This window comes from Streptomyces tatrensis (assembly GCF_049310065.1).
Classification (GTDB): Bacteria; Actinomycetota; Actinomycetes; order Streptomycetales; family Streptomycetaceae; genus Streptomyces.
Genome location: NZ_JBMDLB010000011.1, coordinates 3,868,805 through 3,891,458, shown reverse-complemented (window position 1 = coordinate 3,891,458; position 22,654 = coordinate 3,868,805). Strand labels below are relative to the sequence as shown.

Sequence of the window (22,654 nt, the reverse complement as noted above, 5' to 3'; positions counted from 1 at the left end):
TCGGGGCGCTGCCGTGCCTCAGAGCGAGGCGATGACGCGGTCGGCGAGGATGTAGACGTTGCTGTCCGGGTCCTCGGAGTCGCCGCAGGAGAAGGTCAGGGCGTAGGCGCCGGAGATGCCCGAGCCGCCCAGCAGGACCGGTGCGCTGCCCGAGCGCAGGGCGTCGGCGAGCCGCTCGGCGGTCTCCCGGTGGCCCGGGGTCATGCAGAGCGTGGTGCCGTCGGTGAAGACGTACACGTCCAGGGTGCCCAGCGGGCCGGGGCGGACGTCCGCGAGGGCCGTACGGGCCTCCGCGAGCTCCTCCAGGCGGTTGACCGTGCGCTCGTGGTCGGCGCCGGGGTGCGAGGCCTGCACGGGGACGAAGTCCGGGTGCGAGGGGTGGCGCCGGCGGGCGGCGGCCAGCTCGGCCGAGTCCTCCGGGTAGGTCTGGTAGTCCTCGGCGTCGTCGCCCAGGAGCGGCTCCAGGCCGACCATGTCCGCCTGCCGGGGCAGGAAGACGGGGCTCTCGAAGACGGGGCTCTCCTCACCGAGGGCGGACAGGCCGCCCAGCAGCGAGGGGGCGTCGGCGGCGTCACGCGCCTCCTGAGCGGCCCAGAAGGCGCGCGCCTCGGCGAGCTCGCGCTCGCGCTCCTCGGCGAGGGCCTCGGCGACGGCGGCTCGTATCTCGGCGGCGGGGGACTCCACGGCGCTGCGGGCGTGCGGGACGGTGGCACCACGGGGATGCGTCACCGTCAGCTCACCGCGCAGTGCGGTGACCTGCTTGCGCAGGCCGTGGACGGCGTGCAGCGCAGCAGCGCCGACGGCCGTGGCAGCGGCCGTGGTCAGCAGTAGGGCAAGAGACATGGCGCTCACTGACTAACTCCTGATTGATTCGATCCCCCGACTTCCTACATCAGCTTGTCCTGTCCTGGGAATGGCTTGCAGTGCATTACGTCATGAATTGGACAGGCCTTTCGTCCCGAGCGCCCCACCCGAACCAGGCCTGACCTGCGAAAACAAGGATCCCCCAGGACTAAGGTCACATCCTGGGGGACATTTGGTCACAGAATGGCCGCGACAGGATTAGATTTGATGTCAGTACGACGTACGGGATCAAGCAGATCCCTTACGGCGTCTGGCCTCGGCTCTTGATCCCGACGGCCCCGCTCGCTCCGGACCTAGCTGAGGCGCTCGATCCGGTGGTCGCGCTGAGCTTCGCCTCCGCGGCGTGCAGGTGCCGTCCTTCGTTCCTCAGGACGACCCCTACCCGCCGCTGCGGCTCAGCTCAGCCGCTCGATGACCATGGCCATGCCCTGGCCGCCGCCGACGCACATCGTTTCGAGGCCGAACTGCTTGTCGTGGAACTGCAGGCTGTTGATCAGCGTGCCGGTGATGCGCGCGCCGGTCATCCCGAACGGGTGACCGATGGCGATGGCCCCGCCGTTGACGTTCAGCTTCTCCAGCGGGATCTCCAGGTCCCGGTAGGAGGGGATCACCTGGGCCGCGAAGGCCTCGTTGATCTCGAACAGGTCGATGTCGCCGACGGTCAGGCCCGCCCGCTTCAGCGCCTGCTTGGAGGCCTCGACCGGGCCCAGGCCCATGATCTCGGGGGACAGGCCGGTGACGCCGGTGGAGACGATCCGGGCCAGCGGGGTCAGGCCCAGCTCGCGCGCCTTGGTGTCGCTCATGACGACCAGGGCCGCGGCGCCGTCGTTCAGCGGGCAGCAGTTGCCGGCCGTGATCAGGCCGTCGGGGCGGAAGACGGGCTTGAGGCCCTGGACGGCCTCCAGGGTGACCCCGGCGCGCGGGCCGTCGTCCTGCGAGACGACCGTGCCGTCCGGGGTGGTGACCGGGGTGATCTCGCGGGCCCAGAAGCCGTTCTTGATGGCTTCCTCGGCCAGGTTCTGCGAGCGCACGCCGAACTCGTCCATGTCGGCGCGGGTCACGCCCTTGAGGCGGGCCAGGTTCTCCGCGGTCTGCCCCATCCCGATGTACGCGTCGGGGGTGCGGCCGTCCTCGCGCGGGTCGTGCCAGGAGGAGTCGGTGGACTCGGCGACCTCCTTGGTGCGGGCCTCGGAGTCGGCGAAGAGCGGGTTGTGGGTGCCCGGGATGCCGTCGGAGGAGCCGTTCACGGACCGGGAGACCATCTCGACGCCCGCGGAGATGAAGACGTCGCCCTCGCCCGCCTTGATGGCGTGCAGCGCCATCCGGGAGGTCTGGAGCGAGGAGGCGCAGTAGCGGGTGATCGTGGTGGCGGGCAGGTGGTCCATGCCCATCTGCACCGCGACGATCCGGCCGAGGTTGTGGCCCTGCTCGCCGCCCGGGAGGCCGCAGCCCAGCATCAGGTCGTCGATCTCGCGCGGGTCCAGCCCCGGGACCTTGGCGAGGGCGGCCTGGATGACCGTGGCGGTCAGGTCGTCCGGGCGGACGTCCTTGAGGGATCCCTTGAAGGCGCGACCGATCGGCGAACGGGCGGTGGAAACGATGACGGCTTCGGGCATCGGGGCTCCAAGGGAGGTGGTGTCGTACCGGGACCGCATGCGAAGTTACCGCCCCGTACCGTCGAGGTCACTGCCCTTGCGATGTGACTCCGGTCGCTCTGGACGCCGGTGCGGCGGCGCCCGTCGCGCCGGTCGCGCCGGCCGGTGCGGCTTCTCCAGTCTGCTCCGTCAGGTCCTCGCCCGGCACCCGGCGCCTGCGCCGGTACTTGAGCAGGGCCCACGGGCCGCGCGCACCGGTCACCTCCGTGCCGGCCTGGCCCGCCGCCGCGGAGGCGGCCTTGGCCACCGGGAGCATGTCCTCGTTGCGCGAGACGTCCAGCCGGTCCGACTCGGGCCAGACGCCCAGGGCCGCGCACAGGGTCGGCAGTATGGCCATCGCGGCGGTCGCGTACCCCTCCGCCGACGGGTGGTAGGAGTCCGGTCCGAACATCTCGCGGGGGTTCGCCGCGAACTCCGTCCCCATCAGGTCGCCGATCGAGACGGTACGGGCGCCCAGCGCGAGCACCCCGATCGTCTGGGCGGCGGCCAGCTGGCGCGAGACCCGGCGGGCCAGCCACCGCAGCGGCTGGTACACCGGCTCGATGGTGCCGAGGTCCGGACAGGTCCCGACCACCACCTCGGAGCCCGCGAGCCGCAGCCTGCGTACGGCCGCGGTCAGCAGCCGCACCGACTGGGTGGGCGGCATCCGGCGGGTCACGTCGTTGGCGCCGATCATGATCACGCACACGTCGGGGGCCGGGCCGTCGCCGTCCAGCAGCAGGCCCGTCTGGCGGTCCAGGTCGTCCGACATGGCACCCGAGAGCGCCACGTTGCGCAGCTCGACCGGCCGCTCGGCCACGGCCGCCAGCCCCGAGGCCAGCAGGGCGCCGGGTGTCTGTCTGGCCCGCCGCACCCCCAGCCCGGCGGCCGTGGAATCGCCCAGCACGCCGAACCGCAGCGGGCCCGGGCTCAGCTCCGGGCCGCCGAACTCGCTCCCGTACAGTCCGTCCGCGCGCGGCGGATCGGGGAGCCCGGTGCCGACCGTCCGCTTCGCGAACTGCATCTCCGCCACCACCAGCCCCACCGCGGCGGCCCCGACGAGCCCGAGCCCGCCACCGCCGTACGCCGCTCCCGCCGCGATGCGGCGGGCAGTCCTCGCCCTGGACACCCTTCGAGCCACCTCCTCGGTTCCGCGGCCGGATCCCTGTCCTGTTCCCGCCGTCCCTGGTCGTCCTGCTGACCTACCTGCCCCGTACTGCCGGTCGGCCAATCCCTTTCCGCATAGTCTGGCGGTGCCTCCCGGAGAACCCGTGGAGTCCCCTCCTTGGAGAACATGGTGCAATTCCACGACTCGATGATCAGCCTCGTCGGCAACACCCCGCTGGTGAAGCTCAACCGTGTGACCGAAGGCCTCCAGGCCACCGTCCTGGCCAAGGTCGAGTACTTCAACCCCGGCGGATCCGTGAAGGACCGGATCGCCGTGCGGATGATCGAGGCCGCCGAACAGAGCGGAGCACTCAAGCCCGGCGGCACCATCGTGGAGCCCACGAGCGGCAACACGGGTGTAGGACTCGCCATCGTGGCCCAGCAGAAGGGCTACAAGTGCATCTTCGTCTGCCCTGACAAGGTCTCGACGGACAAGATCAACGTCATGCGCGCGTACGGCGCCGAGGTCGTGGTCTGCCCGACCGCCGTCGACCCCGAGCACCCGGACTCGTACTACAACGTGTCCGACCGCCTCGTGCGCGAGACCCCAGGCGCCTGGAAGCCCGACCAGTACAGCAACGCGAACAACTCGCGCTCGCACTACGAGACCACCGGTCCCGAGCTCTGGGAGCAGACGGCCGGGAAGATCACCCACTTCGTCGCCGGCGTCGGCACGGGCGGCACGATCTCGGGCACCGGCCGGTACCTGAAGGAGGCCTCCGACGGCCGCGTGAAGATCATCGGCGCGGACCCCGAGGGCTCGGTCTACTCCGGCGGCTCCGGCCGCCCGTACCTCGTCGAGGGCGTCGGCGAGGACTTCTGGCCGACCGCCTACGACCCCACCGTGACCGACGAGATCATCGCGGTGTCCGACAAGGACTCCTTCCAGATGACCCGCCGCCTCGCGAAGGAGGAGGGCCTGCTCGTCGGAGGCTCCTGCGGCATGGCGGTCGTCGCCGCGCTGAAGGCGGCCGAGGGCCTCGGTCCGGACGACGTGGTCGTCGTCCTGCTCCCGGACAGCGGGCGCGGCTACATCAGCAAGATCTTCAACGACGAGTGGATGGCCGGACACGGCTTCCTGGAGGACGCGGGCCCCTCGGCCCGCATCCGTGACGTGCTCGCGGACAAGTCGGGCGGCATTCCCTCGCTGGTCCACATGCACCCCGAGGAGACCGTCGGCGAGGCCATCGAGGTGCTGCGCGAGTACGGCGTCTCGCAGATGCCGATCGTCAAGCCGGGCGCCGGTCACCCCGACGTGATGGCCGCCGAGGTCATCGGCTCCGTCGTCGAGAAGGAGCTGCTGGCGGCACTCTTCGCGGGCGGCGCCTCGCTGGGCGACCCGCTGGAGAAGCACATGAGCGCGCCGCTGCCGCAGGTCGGCTCGGGCGAGCCGGTCTCCGAGCTGATGGCGGTGCTCGGCGAGGCCGACGCGGCGATCGTGCTGGTCGAGGGCAAGCCGACCGGTGTGGTGAGCCGTCAGGACCTGCTGGCGTTCCTGGCCAAGGGCGCCAAGTAGCGCCTACGGGGCCTCGTACGGAGCCTCGTACGGGCCCCGTACGAGGTCGTCCGTGGGGGCGGGTGCGGAGCCGCGTGCGGGCGACGCGCAAACGGTACGGGCCCGACACGTGACGGCAGCACCGGCTTAACACGGCTCCGGCACAGTGGTGGTTGTCGGCAGGGAAGCCCGGGAAACCGGGCCCCGGCCGGCAACACGAACGGCGTCGGCGCACCTCCGGAGCGGCTCCCGGACCGCGTTGGACGCCACGGACGCGCGGACGGCCCTGACCCGGCCCGTGTCCTGCGCGGGGACCGCCGTCGTCCCGCCCCCGGGAAACCGGGGTGCGGCGGTCCCCGCGCATATTCGTGTGTGCGGGCCCGCGGGCGACGCGGACCCGCTTGCCTTCGTGTCTTTCTGTCCGGCCGTCAGTCCAGGGGGTCGGGGCGGCGTTCGTCCCGCTCGCCCCGGTGGCCCCGGCGGAACTTCGCCGCGTGGACGTAGTTGACGCCCAGGATGCCGACCCAGGCCACGACCAGACCGCTGAGGCCGGCCTGGGCGGCGCCGATCGCGGAGAGCGGGATCGCCAGCACGAGGGTGATGATCGCGAAGCCGAAGCGCTCGCCGAAGTTCCCGTCCGCGGACTGCGCGGCGCCGGGATGGGTGCCGCGGGCCGCGGACAGCCGCTCCTCCGCGAGGCGCCGGCGGACCTGCGTGTCGACCTTCTCCACGAACGAGTCCACCAGCGCGGCCTCGTACTCCGCCCCCAGCTCCCGCCGGGCGTCGAGCGTGGCGGAGAGTTCCTTCTTGAGCTCTTGGGACTCCATCCCCCCACCCTAGGAGCCGGCGTCCTTGCCGGCACTGGGGCTAGCCCCCGTATCGCGCCGCGCGAGCGTGCGGACGGGGCGGACGAGGAGCAGGGCGAGGGCGCAGCCGAGGCTGGTCGCGGCGCCGACCAGCAGGAGCGGGCGGACGCCGAAGAGGCCGCTCGCCGGGCCCGCCAGGACCTGGCCCAGGGGGATGGCGAGGATCGAACCGCCCACCTCGTACGCGCTCACGCGGTTGAGCCGGTCCTCGGGGATCTGGGTCTGCATCGTGGTGGACCACTGGACGCCCCAGAACGCCCAGCCCACGCCGCTGATCGCGTAGCCGAGCATGAGCAGCGGCAGGGCCGGGACCAGGGCCGCGGCCAGCGGCATCATCGGGAACAGGAACATCGCGACGCCGCCGCCGAGCAGCGGGCGGGCCGGGCGGATCCGGAGCGCGACGAGGCCGCCGAGCACGCAGCCGGCCCCGAAGGCGCCCTCCGCGTACCCGAAGGCGGCCTTGCCGTGCTCGGCGATGATCGAGGCCGCGCCGAGCGGGGTGAGCGGGCCCCAGACGAAGACCCCGAGGACCCACCAGATCAGGATCACCGCCCACAGCCAGGACCTGGAGCGGAACTCGTCCCAGCCCTCCCGGAGGTTCGTGAGCATGGACCGGGAGCGGTCGGCGTCGAAGCGGGGGAGGCGCAGCAGGAGCAGGCAGACGCCGCTGACGGCGAAGGTGGCGGCGTCGATCACGAACACCCAGGCGGTGGAGGTGGCGGCGACGAGGACGCCGGCGAGCGCCGGCCCGGCCATCGTGGCCATCCCCTGGCTCACCCGCAGCACCCCGTTGGCCTGGGTGGGGTCGGTGGACACCTGGGGGACCAGGCTGGAGGTGCCCGGCTGGAACATCGCGGTCGCGATGCCGCCGAGGACCGATCCGCCGACGACGAACCACAGGGTGGGGTGGCCGAGCCAGAGGTAGACGGCGAGGGAGCCCTGCGCCACGCAGCGGACCGCGTCGGCGCCGATCATCTGCGGCAGGGCGTGGAAGCGGTCCGCGATCACCCCGCCGAAGACGATGAAGAGGGCGAAGGACCCCATCCAGGCGCCCAGCGCGTACCCGATGCCGCTCACCCCGTAGCCGAGGGAGATCATGGCGACGGCCAGGGCGACCGGCATCATCGTGTCGCCCAGCATCGACACGATGCGGGCGGTGAAGAACAGGCCGAAGTTCCTGGTCCACAGGCGGGCCTCGGGCAGGGGTGGGGCGGATGTGGACGAAGACATCATGGGGGTCAATTCACTTGAATTGGGCGGGGGTTGACCGGTGGAACGCGGCGGCCGGCCCTTGAGGATCAAGTGCCGGCCGGCGGCCGGTCAAGCGAATTGACCAGGGTCCGCGGCGGCTCTCCGCGGGGGCTCCGCCGAGGCTCCCCGGCGGCTCCGGGAGGGTCTCGGATCGCGGGCGCGGGTTGCCGTCCTGCATAACCGCATGCAGAGTGCTCGAAGACTGAATATCCCGTCGGTGGCCGTGCGGCCGCCCGGGGACGGGACGGAGGGGAACGGGATGAGCGAGAGCCCTGCGGCCCGGCTGCAGAAGCTGTTCGAGGGGCACCGGCTGACACCGACGCAGCGGCGCATCGCGCACTGCATGGTGCGCGGGGCGGCGGAGGTGCCGTTCCTGTCGAGCGTGGAGCTCGCCGAGCTGGCCGGGGTGAGCCAGCCGTCGGTGACCCGGTTCGCGGTGGCGCTGGGCTTCGACGGCTATCCCGCGCTGCGCCGCCACCTGCGGGAGGTGGCCCCCGCCGAGCGGGCCGGGGGCGGGGACGAGGACGCGTACAACGAGTACCAGCAGGCCGTGCAGGGCGAGATCGAGAACCTGCGGCAGCTCTCCGCGATGCTCGCCGACCCGGCGCCGGTACGGGAGGCCGGGCGGCTGCTGGCCGGGTCGAGCCCGCTGCCCGTACTGGGGCTGCGCGCGGCCTCCTCGCAGGCGCGCGGGTTCGCGTACTTCGCGGCGAAGGTCCACCCCGACGTGCGGCTGCTCGACGAGGGCGGCTCGATGCTCGCCGACCGGATCGACGCGGCGGCGGGCGCGGGGGCCTCGGCCCTGCTGTGCTTCGCGCTGCCCCGCCACCCGAAGGAGGTCTCGGAGGCCCTGGAGCACGCGCGGGCGGCCGGGCTGACCGTGGTGACGGTCGCCGACTCGGCGTTCGCGCCGGTGGCCCGCAACTCCGACCTGCTGATCCCGGCGCCCGTCGGCACCGGCCTGGCCTTCGACACGGCGTGCGCGCCGATGCTGCTGGGGCGGGTGCTGCTGGAGTCGATGGCGGATGCGCTGCCGGATGCCCAGGCGAGGCTGGAGGCCTTCGACGCGCGGGCTGCGGCGCGCGGGCTGTTCGTGGAGTAGGCCTGCGGCCCGGGCTGGCCCGGCCCGGCCCGGACGGTCTAGCGGTAGTTCAGTTCCGCCAGCTCGGTGGCCAGGCGGCGGTTCAGCGCCGGGACCCGGGCGAGCAGCGGGAGCAGGATGTTGCGTACGGCGCGTACGGCGGGGTTTCGGGTGGCGGCGATCCGGGTCATGCGGTCGGTCAGTGCGATCACGCGCAGGGCGACGGGGCGGCGGGTGGCTCCGTAGGCGTCCAGGGCCTCGCTGGTGCTGGTGCTGGTGGTGGTGGTGGAGGAGAGGGCCGAGGTGAGGGCGCGGCCGAGGGCGTGGCCGTCCTGGATGCCGGTGTTCATGCCCTGGCCGCCGGCCGGGCTGTGCACGTGCGCGGCGTCGCCCGCGAGCAGCAGGCGGCCGGCGCGGTAGCGGTCCGCGACGCGGTGGTGGACCCGGAACCGGGAGGACCAGACGACGTCGGTGACGGTGGCCTGGCCGGGGGCGCGGGCGTCCAGCAGGGCCTGGACGAAGGGCAGGTCCGGCTCGGCGGGGGCCTCGTCGACGGTGGAGACCACGCGGTAGCGGCCGCCGGGGAGCGGGGCGACCACGGTGGGGCCGGTCGGGCCGAAGGTGAGGGAGACCTCCCGGGGGCCCGGGGTCCAGTCCATCGCCACGTCGGCGAGGACGAAGGACTCCTCGTAGGCGCTGCCGGTGAAACCGATCCCGGCGGCCTCGCGGACCGTGCTGTGCATCCCGTCGGCGCCGACGGCGTAGGCGGCCCGCAGGGTCTCGCCGGTGGCGGTGGTGAGGGTGACCCCGGTGGCGTCCTGGGTGACGGCGGTGACCTCGTACGGGCGGTGGACGTCGCCGCCGAGGGCGCGCAGCCGGTCCAGGAGCACCGCCTCGGTCTGGTCCTGGGGAACCATCAGGGCGTACGAGTGGGCCGTGGGCAGGCCCTCGAAGCTGATGGTGGCGAGCGGGCGGGCGCCGTCGCGGACCCGGAACCGGGTGACGGCCGTGCCGCGCCGGACCAGCTCGGCGGAGGCGGCCGGGTCGAGCTCGTCGAGGACCTCCAGGGTGCGGGCGTGGACCACGGCGGCGCGGGAGGTGTTGGCGCCCTCCGCCTGCCGGTCCAGGAGCACGAAGTCGATGCCGGCCTCGGCGAGGGTCAGGGCGAGGGTGAGGCCGGTGGGGCCGGCGCCGACGATGGCTACGCGGGTGGTGGCGGGGAGCGACATCTTTGGTCTCCTCCTGGATGCCAACGGTTGTTGGCCAACGGCTGTTGACTTCAGGATGCGGCGGCTGGGGTGGTCTGTCAACGGGTGTTGGCCTACGGTTGTTGGCATGACGCGAGACGGGGTGGCGGGAGTGCCGGGAGTGAGTGGGGAGACCCGGGGTGGGCAGACCAAGGCGGCGATCCTGCGGGCGGCGCGGGAGCGGTTCGCCGCGCAGGGGTACGAGCGGACGACGATCCGCGGCGTCGCGGCGGACGCGGGGATCGACCCGTCGATGGTGATGCGGTACTTCGGCAGCAAGGAGCGGCTGTTCGAGGCGGCCCTGGCCGTTGACCTGCGGCTTCCGGACCTGACGGGGGTTGCGGTGGGGGAGCTGGCGGGGGTGCTCGTGCGGCACTTCGTGGAGCGGTGGGAAGGGGATCCGGCGGATGATGCGCTGCTCGTGCTGTTGCGCTCCGCGGTGACCAATGAGGCGGCGGCGGGGCGGATGCGGGAGGTTTTCGCGACCCAGGTCGCGCCGGCGCTGGTGGCGGCGCTCGGGGCCGAGCGGGGGCTGCGGGTGGCGGGGCTGGTCTCCACCCACCTGCTGGGCCTGGCCCTGACCCGCTACTTGCTGCGGCTGCCCGGGGTGGCGGCGCTGTCGCCGGAGGCGGTCATCGCGGGCCTGACCCCGGCCCTGGAGGCGACCCTCCGGTCCACCCCCTGACGCCCCCGGCCCCCTCGGCGGGGCCGGGGGTTCGCCTCAAACGCCGGCGGGGCTGGGGGGTTGCTGGGGCTCGGTGGCTGCGGGTGGGGGTCGGTGCCGGGGGCGGGGTGGGGTGTCGGCCTGGACTGCATGATTTAGGCGCCCTCTGCTCTACTCCGACAGGGCGCGGCCTGTTCCCGCGCCACAAATCACGCTTTACGTCCAGTCCGACACCCCACCCCGCCCCCGTCCCCGGCCCGCCGAGCCTCCGACCCCGACCGGGGGGACGTCCGACCCGGACCGGGGGACGTCCGACCCGGACCGGGGGGACATCCAGTGCCGCCCGGGGGGCCGAGCGTTGCCTCCCGCCTGGGGTCCGAGCGTTCCTCCCGGCCGGGGTTTGTCTTTTCAGCCGTCCGGCGTTTGAGGACCGGGGTCTGGGGCGGAGCCCCAGGGGTCCGGGCGCAGCCCGGGGCCCCTGCTTTCAGCCCGTCCGGCGTTTGAGGACCGGGGCAGGGCCGGCCCTGGGAACGGTGGAAGGGCGGGTAGGGGACTCTGCCCCGCGCAGCGGCAACGGGCGCAGCGGGGCGCCCGCAGCCGGGGCTGTGGGTGGGGCGGCTTCGTGCGGCGGGTGGGGGCGCAGTGCCCGGCGGGGTCAGAGGAGGGCGTCGGGGGTGTTCGCGCCCGCTTCCGCGGGGATGGTGGACGGGGGCTGGGCCGCGCGGGCCAGGGCGAAGCGGACCTCGCCCGAGGGGGTCACGGTGAAGCCGTGTACCGGTGGGCGGGGCAGGCTGTTGTAGCCGTAGTGCGCGGTGAAGGCGTACGCCCCGGTGTCGGGCACGCAGACCAGGTCCCCGGGAGCCAGCAGCGGCAGCTCCCGCGCGGCCGCCAGCAGGTCCCCCGCGAAGCAGGCGGGCCCGGCGATGTCCTGGGCGACGACGGGCCCCGTCAGCGGAGCCCCCTTCGCGGAGTAGGGGAGGATGCGCAGCGGCCAGGCCGCCGGGGCGTACACCGTGCGGGTGGCCAGCTGGACCCCCGCGTGCGTGAGCGCGATCGCCCGGCCGCCGGTGGTCTTCGTGTACTCGACGCGGGTCAGCACCAGCCCGTGCTTCGCCGTGAGGGACCGGCCGAACTCCGTGACCAGCCCGTACGCCCCCGAGAAGAGCCCGGGGACGGCCGAGCGCAGGGTGCTCACGTACTGCGCGTAGGTGGGGGTGGCCGCGTCCGAGGTGAAGTTCACCGGCAGGCCGCCGCCGATGTCCAGGGTGTCGATCTGCCGCCGCCCGGCCGCCCCGTTGATCTCCTCGGCCAGGGTGTACAGCTCCCGTACTCCTTCGGCGATGAGTGGAAGCGGCACCCCCTGGGAGCCCGAGTGGGTGTGCAGCCGGGTGAGCCACGGCCGGTCCAGGTAGGCCCGTACGAGCCATGCGCGCGCGCCCGGATCACGCAGTGCGATGCCGAACTTCGAGGTGGCGGTGGCGGTGGAGAGGGCGTCGATGCTGCCCGCTCCGGTCTGGGGGTTGATCCGTACGCCGATCGGGGAGGTGGTGGGCGTTGTCGTGAGGAGCGCGTCGAGGCGTTCCAGTTCCTGGCGGTTGTCGGCGTTGACCGCGACGCCCAGGGCCAGGGCCTCCCGCAGTTCGGCGGCCGTCTTCGCGGGGGAGTCGAGGACGATGCGCTCCGGCGCGACCCCGGCCGCGCGGGCCAGGGCCAGCTCGCCGGGGCTGGCCACCTCGCAGCCGAGGCCGGCGTCGGCGAGCAGCCGCAGGACCGGGACGAGCGGGGCGGCCTTGACGGCGAAGGCGTGCAGGACGGGGGTGCCGGGGGCGAGGGCCCGGGCGAAGGCGCTGGTCAGGGCGGCGGCGGAGGCGCGGATGCCCGCCGTGTCGAGCAGGCAGAGGAGGGGGGCGTCCTCGTCGATCAGGCCCTGCTCCACGGCGGCCCGTACGGCCAGGTCCCGTCGCCCGGCGGAGTCCGTGGCGGCGTGCGCGTCTGCGTCGGATGCCATGTTCGTCATCCCATCATCCGGCGCGTCGGCCCGCAGCTGTTGACTGAATCTATTCAGAGAGTGAAGATGTGAATAGATTGACCAACACCGGAGGAGGCACCGCCATGTCAGGACCCCGCCCCGTACGTGCCGCGCGAGGTACCGAGCTGAGCACCCTGGGATGGCAGCAGGAGGCCGCGCTGCGGATGCTCCAGAACAACCTCGACCCCGAGGTCGCCGAGCACCCCGACAAGCTCGTCGTCTACGGCGGCACCGGCAAGGCCGCCCGCGACTGGCGCTCGTACGACGCGATGGTCCGCACCCTCCAGACGCTCAAGCAGGACGAGACGATGCTCGTCCAGTCCGGCCGCCCGGTCGGCGTCATGCAGACCCACGAGTGGGCGCCGCGCGTGCTGCTCGCGAACTCCAACCTGGTCGGCGACTGGGCCAACTGGGAGGAGTTCCGCCGCCTGGAGAACCTGGGCCTGACCATGTACGGCCAGATGACGGCCGGTTCGTGGATCTACATCGGCACCCAGGGCATCCTGCAGGGGACCTACGAGACCTTCGCCGCCGTCGCCGCAAAGAAGTTCAACGGGACGCTGGCCGGCACCATCACCCTGACCGCCGGTCTCGGCGGCATGGGCGGCGCCCAGCCGCTGGCCGTGACGATGAACGACGGCGTCGCCATCTGCATCGACGTGGACCCGCGCGCCATCGACCGCCGCATCGAGCACCGCTACCTCGACGTCAAGGCGAACGACCTGCGGCACGCGCTGCAGCTCGCCGTCGAGGCGCGCGACGCCCGCAAGCCGCTCTCCATCGGCCTGCTCGGCAACGCCGCCGACCTGCTCCCGCAGATGCTCGCCGAGGGCGCGCCGATCGACATCGTGACCGACCAGACCTCGGCGCACGACCCGCTCGCCTACCTGCCCGTCGGCGTCGACTTCGACGACATGGCCGACTACGCGGCCAAGGACCCGGCGGGCTTCACCACCCGCGCCCGCGAGTCCATGGCCACGCACGTCGAGGCCATGGTCGGCTTCATGGACGCGGGCGCCGAGGTCTTCGACTACGGCAACTCCATCCGCGGCGAGGCCCAGCTGGCCGGCTACGAGCGCGCCTTCGCCTTCCCCGGCTTCGTCCCCGCCTACATCCGGCCGCTGTTCTGCGAGGGCAAGGGCCCCTTCCGCTGGGCGGCGCTGTCCGGCGAGGCCTCGGACATCCACAAGACCGACAAGGCGATGCTGGAGCTCTTCCCCGAGAACGAGTCCCTGCACCGCTGGATCAAGATGGCCGGCGAGCGCGTCCACTTCCAGGGACTGCCCGCCCGCATCTGCTGGCTCGGCTACGGCGAGCGCGACAAGGCCGGCGAGCGCTTCAACGAGATGGTCGCCGACGGGACGCTCGCCGCACCGCTGGTCATCGGCCGCGACCACCTCGACTGCGGCTCGGTGGCCTCCCCCTACCGCGAGACCGAGGCCATGCTCGACGGCTCCGACGCGATCGCCGACTGGCCGCTGCTCAACGCCATGGTCAACGTGGCCTCCGGCGCCTCCTGGGTCTCCATCCACCACGGCGGCGGCGTGGGCATGGGCCGCTCCATCCACGCGGGCCAGGTCACGGTCGCCGACGGCACCAAGCTCGCGGGGGAGAAGATCCGCCGCGTCCTGACCAACGACCCCGGCATGGGCGTCATCCGCCACGTCGACGCCGGCTACGACATCGCCGAGACGGTCGCCGACGAGCGCGGTGTCCGCATCCCGATGCGCGAGGGCGACGACGCGTGAGCGAGGCCGCATCGTTCCAGAGCATGTGGGCCGAGCTCGCGCCCATCGGCCGGCACGCGGACTCCGGCGGGTACCGCCGCCACGCCTGGACCGGCGCGGACGCCGACTGCCGGACCTGGTTCCAGGCGCAGGCCGAGGCGCGCGGGCTCGCGTACGAGACCGACCGCAACGGCAACCAGTGGGCCTGGCTCGGCGACCCCCTGGCCGGGGACGCCGTCGTCACCGGTTCCCACCTGGACTCCGTCCCCGACGGCGGGGCCTTCGACGGCCCCCTCGGGGTGGTGTCCTCCTTCGCGGCCCTGGACGAACTCCGCAGGAGGGGAGCGGAGTTCTCCAGGCCGCTGGCCATCACCAACTTCGGCGACGAGGAAGGGGCCCGCTTCGGGCTGGCCTGCGTCGGCTCCCGGCTCGCCGCCGGACAGCTGACCAAGGAGAAGGCGTACGAGCTCCGCGACGCGGACGGCGTCAGCCTCCCGCAGGCCATGGAGGCGGCCGGGTACGACCCGGCCGCCATCGGCGCCGACCCCGAACGCCTCGCCCGCATCGGCGCCTTCGTCGAACTGCACGTGGAGCAGGGCCGGGCCCTGGACCTGTCCGGGGACCGGGTCGGCATCGCCTCCGCGATCTGGCCGCACGGCCGCTGGCGCTTCGACTTCCGGGGCGAGGCCAACCACGCGGGCACCACCCGGCTGGCCGACCGCCGCGACCCGATGCTCACGTACGCGCAGACCGTGCTCGCGGCCCGCGCCGAGGCGGCCCTCGCCGGGGCCGTGGCCACCTTCGGGAAGATCTCCGTCGAGCCCAACGGGGTCAACGCCATCCCGTCCCTCGTGCGCGGCTGGCTCGACTCGCGCGCCGCCGACCAGGCCACCCTCGACACGGTCGTGACCGCGATCGAGAAGGCCGCCCGCGAGCGCGCGGACGCGGAGGGCATCGACCTGGACGTGGTCCGGGAGTCCTTCACCCCGGTCGTCGAGTTCGAGCACGCCCTGCGCGAGGAGATGAACCGGATCCTCGGCGGGTCCGTCCCCGTGCTCGGCACGGGCGCGGGACACGACGCCGGAATCCTCTCGGCGGCCGTCCCGACCGCCATGCTGTTCGTACGCAACCCCACCGGGGTCTCCCACTCACCCCGGGAGTTCGCCGCCGAGGACGACTGCGTGGCAGGCGTCCTCGCCCTCGCCGACGTACTGGAAGGCCTCGCATGCAGGTGAAGGGGCACGTGCTGAAGACGTACTGGCTGGAGCACGCCTGGCTCGGCACCCATGTCGAGCCGGGCGTCGCCCTGGACGTAGGAACGGACGGGCGGATCTCCGCCCTGCGGACCGGGGTCGAGATCCCGCCCCCGGGGGCGGAGGTACTGCGCGGCCTGACCCTCCCGGGCCTGGCCAACGCGCACAGCCACGCCTTCCACCGGGCCCTGCGCTCCACCGTGCAGGTCGGCAGCGGCACCTTCTGGACCTGGCGCGACTTCATGTACAAGGTCGCCCAGAACCTCACCCCCGACAGCTACTTCGCGCTCGCGCGGGCCGTCTACGCCGAGATGGCGCTGGCCGGCATCACCGCGGTGGGCGAGTTCCACTACGTCCACCACGCCCCGGGCGGAGCCCCGTACGCCGATCCCAACGCCATGGGCGAGGCCCTGATCGCGGCCGCCGCCGAGGCCGGCATCCGCATCACGCTCCTCGACACGGCGTACCTGTCGGCGGGCTTCGGGAAGGCCCCCGAGCCCCACCAGCTGCGCTTCTCCGACTCCACCGCGGACGCCTGGGCGGAGCGGGTCTCGGCCCTCAAGCCCCGCGAACACGCGCTGATCGGCGCAGCGATCCACTCGGTCCGCGCGGTACCGGCGGGACAGCTGGCCACGGTCGCGGGCTGGGCCGAGGAGCACCGGGCCCCGCTCCACGTCCACCTCTCGGAGCAGACCGCCGAGAACGAGGCCTGCCTCGCGGCCCACGGCCGCACCCCGACCCGGCTGCTCGCCGACCACGGCGTGCTCGGCCCGCGCACCACCGGGGTGCACAACACGCACCTCACCGACGGGGACATCGCCCTCCTGGGCTCCACCGGCACCGGCACCTGCATGTGCCCCACCACCGAACGCGACCTCGCCGACGGCATCGGCCCGGCCGTACGCCTCCAGCGCGAGGGCAGCCCGCTCTCGCTGGGCAGCGACAGCCATGCGGTGATCGACCTGCTCGAAGAGGCGCGGGCGATGGAGCTCAACGAGCGCCTGAGCAGCCGGACCCGGGGCCACTGGACGGCGAACGCCCTGCTGACGGCCGCCACCGAGGATGGCCACGCCGCCCTCGGCTGGTCGGGGGCGGGCCGCCTGGAGGCGGGCGCCCTCGCGGACTTCACCACCATCACCCTGGACTCCGTCCGCACGGCCGGAGCCCTGCCCCGCCTCGGCGCGGAGACGGCCGTCTTCGCCGCCTCCGCGGCGGACGTCCGCCACACGGTGGTGGGCGGCCGCCACATCGTCCGCGACGGATCGCACACCCTCGTCGAAGACGTCCCGTCCGTCCTGGCCACCACCATCGCCGCCCTCCGCGGCTGACGCCCCCGCCTGCGGCGGGCCTTCCCCCCACCCCGCCCCTTCCCGAAACCGGGGCTCTGCCCCGGACCCCGTTCCGGGCGCTGCGCGCCCGGTGCGCTCACACGCCGCGCGGGCTGGATTTGCCCCCGCCGGGGGCAAATCCAGCCCCGCCGGCGTTTGAGGCGCGGGGGTCCGGGGGCGGCGCCCCCGGTTTCGGGAAGGGGCGGGGTGGGGGAACACACCACTCGACGACCCCGAGGGATCATGACCACCACAGCCATCACCAACATCGGCAGCCTCGTCACCAACGACCCCGCCCTGGGCGACGGCACCCCCCTCGGCCTGATCCAGAACGCGGCCGTGGTCATCGACGGCGACCGCATCGCCTGGGTCGGCCCCGCCGACAAGGCCCCGCCCGCCGACGAGGCGTTCGACGCGCAGGGCCGGGCGGTCATCCCCGGCTTCGTCGACTCCCACTCCCACCTGGTCTTCGCGGGCGACCGCACCGCGGAGTTCAACGCCCGCATGTCCGGCCTCAGCTACTCCGCCGGAGGCATCCGCACCACCGTCGCCGCCACCCGCGCCGCCTCCGACGCCGAGCTCGAAGCGAACCTGCTGCGCCACCTCCACGAGGCCCGCCGCCAGGGCACCACCACCTTCGAGACCAAGTCGGGCTACGGCCTCACGGTCCAGGACGAGGCACGAGCCCTCCGCATCGCCTCCGCGCACACCGAGGAGGTCACCTACCTCGGCGCGCACATCGTCTCCCCGGACTACGCCGAGGACCCGGCCGCCTACGTGGACCTCGTCACCGGCGAGATGCTGGCCGCCTGTGCCCCGTACGCCCGCTGGGTGGACGTGTTCTGCGAGAAGGGCGCCTTCGACGGCGACCAGGCCCGTGCGATCCTCACCGCAGGCGCCGCAGCCGGGCTGATCCCGCGCGTCCACGCCAACCAGCTCTCCTACGGCCCCGGCGTGCAGCTCGCGGTCGAGCTGGAGGCAGCCTCCGCCGACCACTGCACCCACCTCACCGACGCCGATGTGGACGCCCTCGCCCAGGCGGCCGGGACGACCGTCGCCACCCTGCTGCCCGGCGCCGAGTTCTCCACCCGCGCGCAGTGGCCCGATGCCCGCCGGCTCCTCGACGCGGGGGTCACCGTGGCCCTGTCGACCGACTGCAACCCGGGCTCCTCCTACACGAGTTCGATGCCGTTCTGCATCGCCCTCGCCGTCCGCGACATGGGGATGACCCCGGACGAGGCCCTGTGGTCCGCCACCGCCGGCGGTGCCCGCGCCCTGCGCCGCACCGACATCGGCACCGTCACCCCCGGCGCGCGCGCGGACCTGGCGCTGCTCGACGCCCCCAGCCACGTCCACCTCGCCTACCGGCCGGGCGTTCCGCTGGTCTCGGCCGTCTGGCAGAAGGGCCGCAAGACGGCCTGAAACAGCCGGAATCCGGACGCCGCAGACCGCCCCCGGGTGCGGATCGCGGCGTCCGGACCGCCCGTGGACGGCCCGCGGACGGCGTAAGGACGGCCTATGGACGGCCTATGGACGGGCTGTTGATACGGCGCTGTCCTTTGTCTTCCCTCCGTAGGGCCCCGGGGCTACCTTGAGCCACCAATCTGATGTGCCGTCAGTAACTTGTGGCCCAAGGTTCGAGGGGAAGACGAAGGTGTCCGACCGGAAACGCTCCACCGCGCTCGCGCTGGCCTCCGCGCTGGCGGGGGCGGCGGTACTGCTGGCCGCCCCCGCAGCCCATGCGGCCGTTGTCGACGTCCAGTACGACTGCAAGACCCCCATCGGGGACAAAACGGCGGTCTCGCCGATCGAGATCAAAGGAGTCAAGGAGGGCAGCGGCTACAAGCTGACGATGTCCTTCCAGAAGGGCGTCTCCTCCAGCCCCATCGAGCTCGGCAAGGGCGCGATGACGCCCAGCGCCGTGATCATGGTCGGTGGCGCGGAGAAGGTGTCGGTACCGGTCTCCGGTCCGCCCAACCCCGAGGCGGTCCCGGCCAATACGCCCATCAAGATCAGTGACCTCTCGGGCACCTACACGCCCAAGAAGTCCGGCAAGGTCACCTTCACCGCGGGTGTCCTCACGATCAAGGCGATGGGTACGACCACCACCTGCACCCCGGGCAACAGCCCGGGGCCGTCGCTCGAACTCGACGTGACGGCCCCCGGCGGCGGCAGTGCCACCGGATCGACCGGATCCACCGGCTCGACCGGCTCCACCGGGGGCAGCCTCCCGCAGACCGGCCCCGAGGACTCCGCCATCGCCCTCGGAACCCTCGGCGCCACCGTGATCCTCTCCGGCGCCGCCGGCGTGCTCTGGCTGACCCGGCGCGGCCAGCGGGCCCGGTCCTGAACGGAGCGCACCCGGTCATGCCCGTGCTCCACTCGCCCCGAAGGTCCGGCGGGCTGCTCCGCGCCACCGTCGCCGCCGTGGCCGCCGCCGTGCTCTCCTGCGCGGCGGCGGCCCCGGTCGCCGCCGACGGGCCCGGCTGGACCGCCGAGCCCGTCGCTGGGAGCGCGCCGGCGGCGGCGAGGGCCGGGGCCCGCCCGTACTTCTACCTTTCGGGTCCCTCCGGCACGGTCCTGGAGGACCGCCTCGCCCTGGCCAATACCAGCGACCAGGAGCGCACCATCACCCTGCGCGGCGCCGACGCCTACAACACGGCGGCAGGCGCCTTCGCGGTACGCTCGGCGACGGAGTCCACCGGCGCGGGCCGGTGGATCAGCTTCGGCGCGGGCGCCACGGTCAAGGTCCCGGCGCACACCCGCGCCGTGGTCCCCTTCACCGTCACCGTGCCGCCCGGCTCCCCGCCCGGCGACCACCCGGCGGCCGTCGTCGCCACCGAGGCCGGCCGCGAGGTGGGCGTACGGGTCCACCTGCGCGTCGGCGGCCCGGCGCTGGCGGCGCTCACGGTCGAGGACGTCTCCGTACGCGGCAAGGGCGCGACCGCGCGCGTCGCGTACACCCTGGTCAACCGCGGCAACGTGGCCCTCGCCCCCGAACTCGTCATCAGCGCCGAGGGGACCCTCGGCAAGGTCGCGGGCCGCAGCGCCCGCACCCTGCCGGTCGAGGTGCTGCCCGGCCAGCGCGTGGAACTGACCGAACCCTGGCCCGGCGCGCCCGTGTTCGACCGGGTCGCCCTGACCCTGACCGTCACGGCCCCCGGCGGCGCCCGCGCCACGGGGAGCACCTCGGCCTGGTTCGTGCCCTGGGGGATCGCGGGCACGACCGGCCTCGGGCTGCTGGGCCTCGGCGCCGTCGCGGCGACCGCCCTGCTCCTCGAACGCAAGCGGCGGACCCGGTCCGGCGACGGGCCCGCGCCCGCGCCGCACGGGAGCGCCGTACCCGAAGAAGCCCCAGCGCCGGAACACGAGTTGACGGGAGCACCCAGGTGAGCGCCAAGGCCGGTGGGAGACACGGCGGCACGATCAGGGCCCTGATCGCGGCGGGTTGCGCGGGGCTGGCGGCGGGGCTGGTGGCGTGCGCGCTGGCGCTGTTCGCGGCAGCCCCGGCCGCCGCGGACGACGGGGCCAAACCCGCGGTGGCCCTCTCCCTCAAGGAGGCCGCCAAGGGCACGGAGATAGCCGTCACCGGAACCGGCTGGCGGCCCAAGACCATGGTGATGCTGCTGGTCTGCGGGCAGAACATGATCGGCGGCACCAACAGCTGCGCCAACGCCGACGGCGTGGCCGTCTCGGTCGCCGACGACGGGCACTTCTCCGCGCAGCTCCCGGTGGTCGCCCCGCCCAAGCCCTGCCCCTGCGTGGTCAACGTGACCTCCGTCAACGGGGACCAGTCCACCGTCGGGGCCCCGCTGAAGATCACCGACCACCCGGTGGCCGACCTGCCCGCCGAGGGCGGCACGGCCCGGCTCGCCCTGCTCACCGGGGTCCAGCTCAAGGGCGAGGACGGGGTGCTGACCTGGTTCGGGGCCCCGCCCGGCCGGAAGTTCACGGTCACCGTGGGCAATCTCGGCTCCGCCGCGGTCAAGGACCCGGTCTTCCAGCTCGGCACCGCCCACGGGGTGTTCGCACCGACCTGGGAAGAGGTCCGCTGGAAGGGCACCATCCCGCCCGGGGGCAAGGCGGAGGTCTCCCTCGACGCCACCCTGACCGCCGGCGCCCACGGGGACTACACGCTCTCCCTCAAGTACGGGGAGACGGTCCTGGCCACACAGCCCTGGGGCGTGGCACGCCCGTACGGGGTGCTGCTGTTCTGGGGCCTGCTCCTCCTGGTGATCCCGGCCGCGGTCTTCCGGATCGGCATGGCCGTCGTCGACAAGGTCCGCCCGCGCGCGGGCCTCCCGGTGAGCGGCCGCCACCGCGGCCACCGGCCGCAGCCAGACCCGGCGGCGGCGGTGACCGCACGGCTGCCGAGGATCCCGGCGGTACGGGGACCCGCGCGGGGCCCCGTACGGGGACCGCTGCGCGGTTCCGGCCCGGACCGCTCCGCCCAGGCGGCGGACCCCCCACAGACCACCACGGCGGTACTGCCGTGGTTCACCCCGGACAGCGCGCCGGGGACACCGGATCCCTCCGCGTCAGCGAAGGAACCGCAGGCACCACAGGAAGCACAGGCACCACGGGAATCAGAAGCACCTGCACCACAGACGTCCGCACCGTCTGAGAACAGTCCGACGACGAAGGGACTTCAGTGAAAACCCAACGGAGGGCGAGCGCGGCCGCGGTCGCGCTGCTGCTCGGCGGCGCGGGCATCGCCATGGGGGCCACACCCGCCCAGGCGGTCGTGGTCGACGTCAAGTACGACTGCAAGACCCCCATCGGGGACAAGTCGGCGGTCTCGCCGATCGACATCAAGGCCGTGAAGGAGGGCAGCGGCTACAAGCTGACGATGTCCTTCCAGAAGGGCGTCTCCTCCAGCCCCATCGAGCTCGGCGCGGGCGCGATGACCCCGAGCGCCAAGATCGTCCTGGGCGGCGCCGAGACCGGGGCGGTCGACGTCACCGGCCCGGCCAACCCCGAACCCATCCCGGCCAACACGCCGATCAAGATCAGCGACCTCTCGGGCACGTACACGCCCAAGAAGTCCGGCAAGGTCACCTTCACGGCCGGCGTACTGCTGATCAAGGCGATGGGGACCACCTCCACCTGCACCCCGGGCAACAGCCCGGCGCCGTCCCTGGAGCTGGACGTGAAGGTCGGGGGCCCCACCCAGCCCCCGACGAGCCCGCCGCCGAGCAGCAAGCCGCCGACGAGCCCGCCGCCCAGCAGCCAGCCGCCCACGAGCGCCCCGCCGAGCAGTCAGCCGCCGACGAGCGCCCCGCCGAGCAGTCCCGCGCCCTCCCCGTCCCAGTCCGGCGGGGGGCAGACCGACTTCCCGGGCCAGACCGTCGACGTCACCTTCGACTGCGGGGCCTTCATCCCCGGCGGCCCCCTGAAGGGCAAGGTGACGATCAACGCGAAGAAGAACGGCGGCAACTACGACCTGACCGCCACGACCGCCAAGGGCGTGATGAACAGCCCCGCGGACCTTCCGGCGGGAGCGCTCCAGCCCGCGATGGACATCAAGCTCGGCGGCGCCGACAGCGGCATCGTCAAGGTCAGCGGCCCGGGCAACCCCGAGGCGATCAAGGGCGGCTCCCCGGTCAGCCTCAGTGAGATGAAGGGCACCTACAAGCCCGGCAAGACCGGCAAGACCACGCTGACCCCGGACAAGCTGACCATCAACGTGGTCATGGCCCCGGGCGCCGCCCCGATCGTGGTGCCCTGCGCCGCGACGGCCAGCGCGGTGTCGCTCACGCTGGACACCGCCGCCCAGCCCGGCGGCTCCGGCACCTCGGGCACCTCCGGCACCTCGGGCAGCGCCTCCGGCACCCCGGGCGGCCTCGCCCAGACCGGCGCCTCGGACGACGGCGGCATCAAGGCCCTGGCCCTGGTCGCCGGCACGGTCATCCTGCTCGGCGCGGCCGTCTTCACCTTCACCCCGTGGCGCCGCCTGCGCGGCCAGCGGTAGCGAAAGCGGTAGCGGCACGCCCGCTGAAGCAGCCCGCAGAAAACAGAACGGCCCGGCACACCTTCCGGTGTGCCGGG

The 22,654-nt window shown here is 73.3% G+C and carries 18 protein-coding genes; 11 read left to right on the top strand and 7 right to left on the bottom strand.

The features are described from left to right. Positions 1 to 18: 18 nt before the first annotated feature. The 3 genes from ACODT5_RS33310 to ACODT5_RS33300 form a co-directional block, all read right to left on the bottom strand. Positions 19 to 843, bottom strand: coding sequence for a hypothetical protein (locus tag ACODT5_RS33310; RefSeq protein ID WP_422525118.1), 825 nt, complete (start codon positions 841 to 843; stop codon positions 19 to 21). A 416-nt stretch (positions 844 to 1,259) separates the two neighbouring features. Continuing rightward, entirely contained in the window at positions 1,260 to 2,480 is a 1,221-nt protein-coding gene (locus tag ACODT5_RS33305) for an acetyl-CoA C-acetyltransferase (RefSeq protein ID WP_422522817.1), read from the bottom strand. A gap of 67 nt (positions 2,481 to 2,547) precedes the next feature. Beyond that, positions 2,548 to 3,639, bottom strand: coding sequence for an SGNH/GDSL hydrolase family protein (locus tag ACODT5_RS33300; RefSeq protein WP_422522816.1), 1,092 nt, complete (start codon positions 3,637 to 3,639; stop codon positions 2,548 to 2,550). A 156-nt stretch (positions 3,640 to 3,795) separates the two neighbouring features. Between ACODT5_RS33300 and ACODT5_RS33295 the strand changes: the two genes are divergently transcribed. Then, a complete protein-coding gene (locus ACODT5_RS33295) occupies positions 3,796 to 5,181 on the top strand; it encodes a cystathionine beta-synthase (protein ID WP_422525117.1) in 1,386 nt (461 codons plus the stop codon). 407 nt (positions 5,182 to 5,588) lie between these two features. Here the strand turns inward: ACODT5_RS33295 and ACODT5_RS33290 are convergent, their stop codons facing one another. Beyond that, positions 5,589 to 5,987: a hypothetical protein gene (locus ACODT5_RS33290; RefSeq protein WP_422522815.1), complete on the bottom strand. Its 399-nt coding sequence runs from the start codon at positions 5,985 to 5,987 to the stop codon at positions 5,589 to 5,591. A 9-nt stretch (positions 5,988 to 5,996) separates the two neighbouring features. Next, positions 5,997 to 7,259: an MFS transporter gene (locus tag ACODT5_RS33285; RefSeq protein ID WP_422522814.1), complete on the bottom strand. Its 1,263-nt coding sequence runs from the start codon at positions 7,257 to 7,259 to the stop codon at positions 5,997 to 5,999. 277 nt (positions 7,260 to 7,536) lie between these two features. Between ACODT5_RS33285 and ACODT5_RS33280 the strand changes: the two genes are divergently transcribed. Continuing rightward, positions 7,537 to 8,379 carry a MurR/RpiR family transcriptional regulator gene (locus ACODT5_RS33280; protein WP_422522813.1) on the top strand — a complete coding sequence of 281 codons (843 nt, stop codon included), beginning with the start codon at positions 7,537 to 7,539 and terminating at the stop codon, positions 8,377 to 8,379. Between the two features lie 38 nt (positions 8,380 to 8,417). On the opposite strand, the gene ACODT5_RS33275 is transcribed toward ACODT5_RS33280, so the two are convergent. Then, entirely contained in the window at positions 8,418 to 9,587 is a 1,170-nt protein-coding gene (locus ACODT5_RS33275) for an FAD-dependent oxidoreductase (protein ID WP_422522812.1), read from the bottom strand. Positions 9,588 to 9,693: 106 nt separating this feature from the next. On the opposite strand from ACODT5_RS33275, the gene ACODT5_RS33270 reads away from it, so the two are divergent. Beyond that, on the top strand, positions 9,694 to 10,290 hold the full coding sequence (locus tag ACODT5_RS33270) for a TetR/AcrR family transcriptional regulator (protein ID WP_422522811.1): 597 nt from the start codon (positions 9,694 to 9,696) through the stop codon (positions 10,288 to 10,290). A 634-nt stretch (positions 10,291 to 10,924) separates the two neighbouring features. On the opposite strand, the gene ACODT5_RS33265 is transcribed toward ACODT5_RS33270, so the two are convergent. Beyond that, on the bottom strand, positions 10,925 to 12,277 hold the full coding sequence (locus tag ACODT5_RS33265) for a type III PLP-dependent enzyme domain-containing protein (protein ID WP_422522810.1): 1,353 nt from the start codon (positions 12,275 to 12,277) through the stop codon (positions 10,925 to 10,927). Positions 12,278 to 12,381: 104 nt separating this feature from the next. Between ACODT5_RS33265 and hutU the strand changes: the two genes are divergently transcribed. The 8 genes from hutU (at position 12,382) to ACODT5_RS33225 (ending at position 22,577) form a co-directional block, all read left to right on the top strand. After that, a complete protein-coding gene (gene hutU / locus ACODT5_RS33260) occupies positions 12,382 to 14,046 on the top strand; it encodes a urocanate hydratase (RefSeq protein ID WP_422522809.1) in 1,665 nt (554 codons plus the stop codon). A gap of 23 nt (positions 14,047 to 14,069) precedes the next feature. Beyond that, positions 14,070 to 15,260: an allantoate amidohydrolase gene (locus ACODT5_RS33255; RefSeq protein ID WP_422525116.1), complete on the top strand. Its 1,191-nt coding sequence runs from the start codon at positions 14,070 to 14,072 to the stop codon at positions 15,258 to 15,260. Then, on the top strand, positions 15,251 to 16,606 hold the full coding sequence (locus tag ACODT5_RS33250) for a formimidoylglutamate deiminase (protein WP_422522808.1): 1,356 nt from the start codon (positions 15,251 to 15,253) through the stop codon (positions 16,604 to 16,606). Before ACODT5_RS33255 ends, ACODT5_RS33250 begins: the two co-directional genes overlap by 10 nt. Positions 16,607 to 16,849: 243 nt before the next feature. Beyond that, positions 16,850 to 18,028, top strand: coding sequence for an imidazolonepropionase (gene hutI, locus ACODT5_RS33245; protein WP_422522807.1), 1,179 nt, complete (start codon positions 16,850 to 16,852; stop codon positions 18,026 to 18,028). 232 nt (positions 18,029 to 18,260) lie between these two features. Further along, positions 18,261 to 18,956, top strand: coding sequence for an LPXTG cell wall anchor domain-containing protein (locus ACODT5_RS33240; protein ID WP_422522806.1), 696 nt, complete (start codon positions 18,261 to 18,263; stop codon positions 18,954 to 18,956). Positions 18,957 to 18,973: 17 nt separating this feature from the next. Then, positions 18,974 to 19,999 carry a COG1470 family protein gene (locus tag ACODT5_RS33235; RefSeq protein ID WP_422522805.1) on the top strand — a complete coding sequence of 342 codons (1,026 nt, stop codon included), beginning with the start codon at positions 18,974 to 18,976 and terminating at the stop codon, positions 19,997 to 19,999. Next, entirely contained in the window at positions 19,996 to 21,261 is a 1,266-nt protein-coding gene (locus ACODT5_RS33230; RefSeq protein WP_422522804.1) for a hypothetical protein, read from the top strand. The genes ACODT5_RS33235 and ACODT5_RS33230 overlap by 4 nt, the downstream gene beginning before the upstream one ends. Further along, positions 21,258 to 22,577: a hypothetical protein gene (locus tag ACODT5_RS33225; RefSeq protein ID WP_422522803.1), complete on the top strand. Its 1,320-nt coding sequence runs from the start codon at positions 21,258 to 21,260 to the stop codon at positions 22,575 to 22,577. Before ACODT5_RS33230 ends, ACODT5_RS33225 begins: the two co-directional genes overlap by 4 nt. Positions 22,578 to 22,654: the final 77 nt, after the last annotated feature.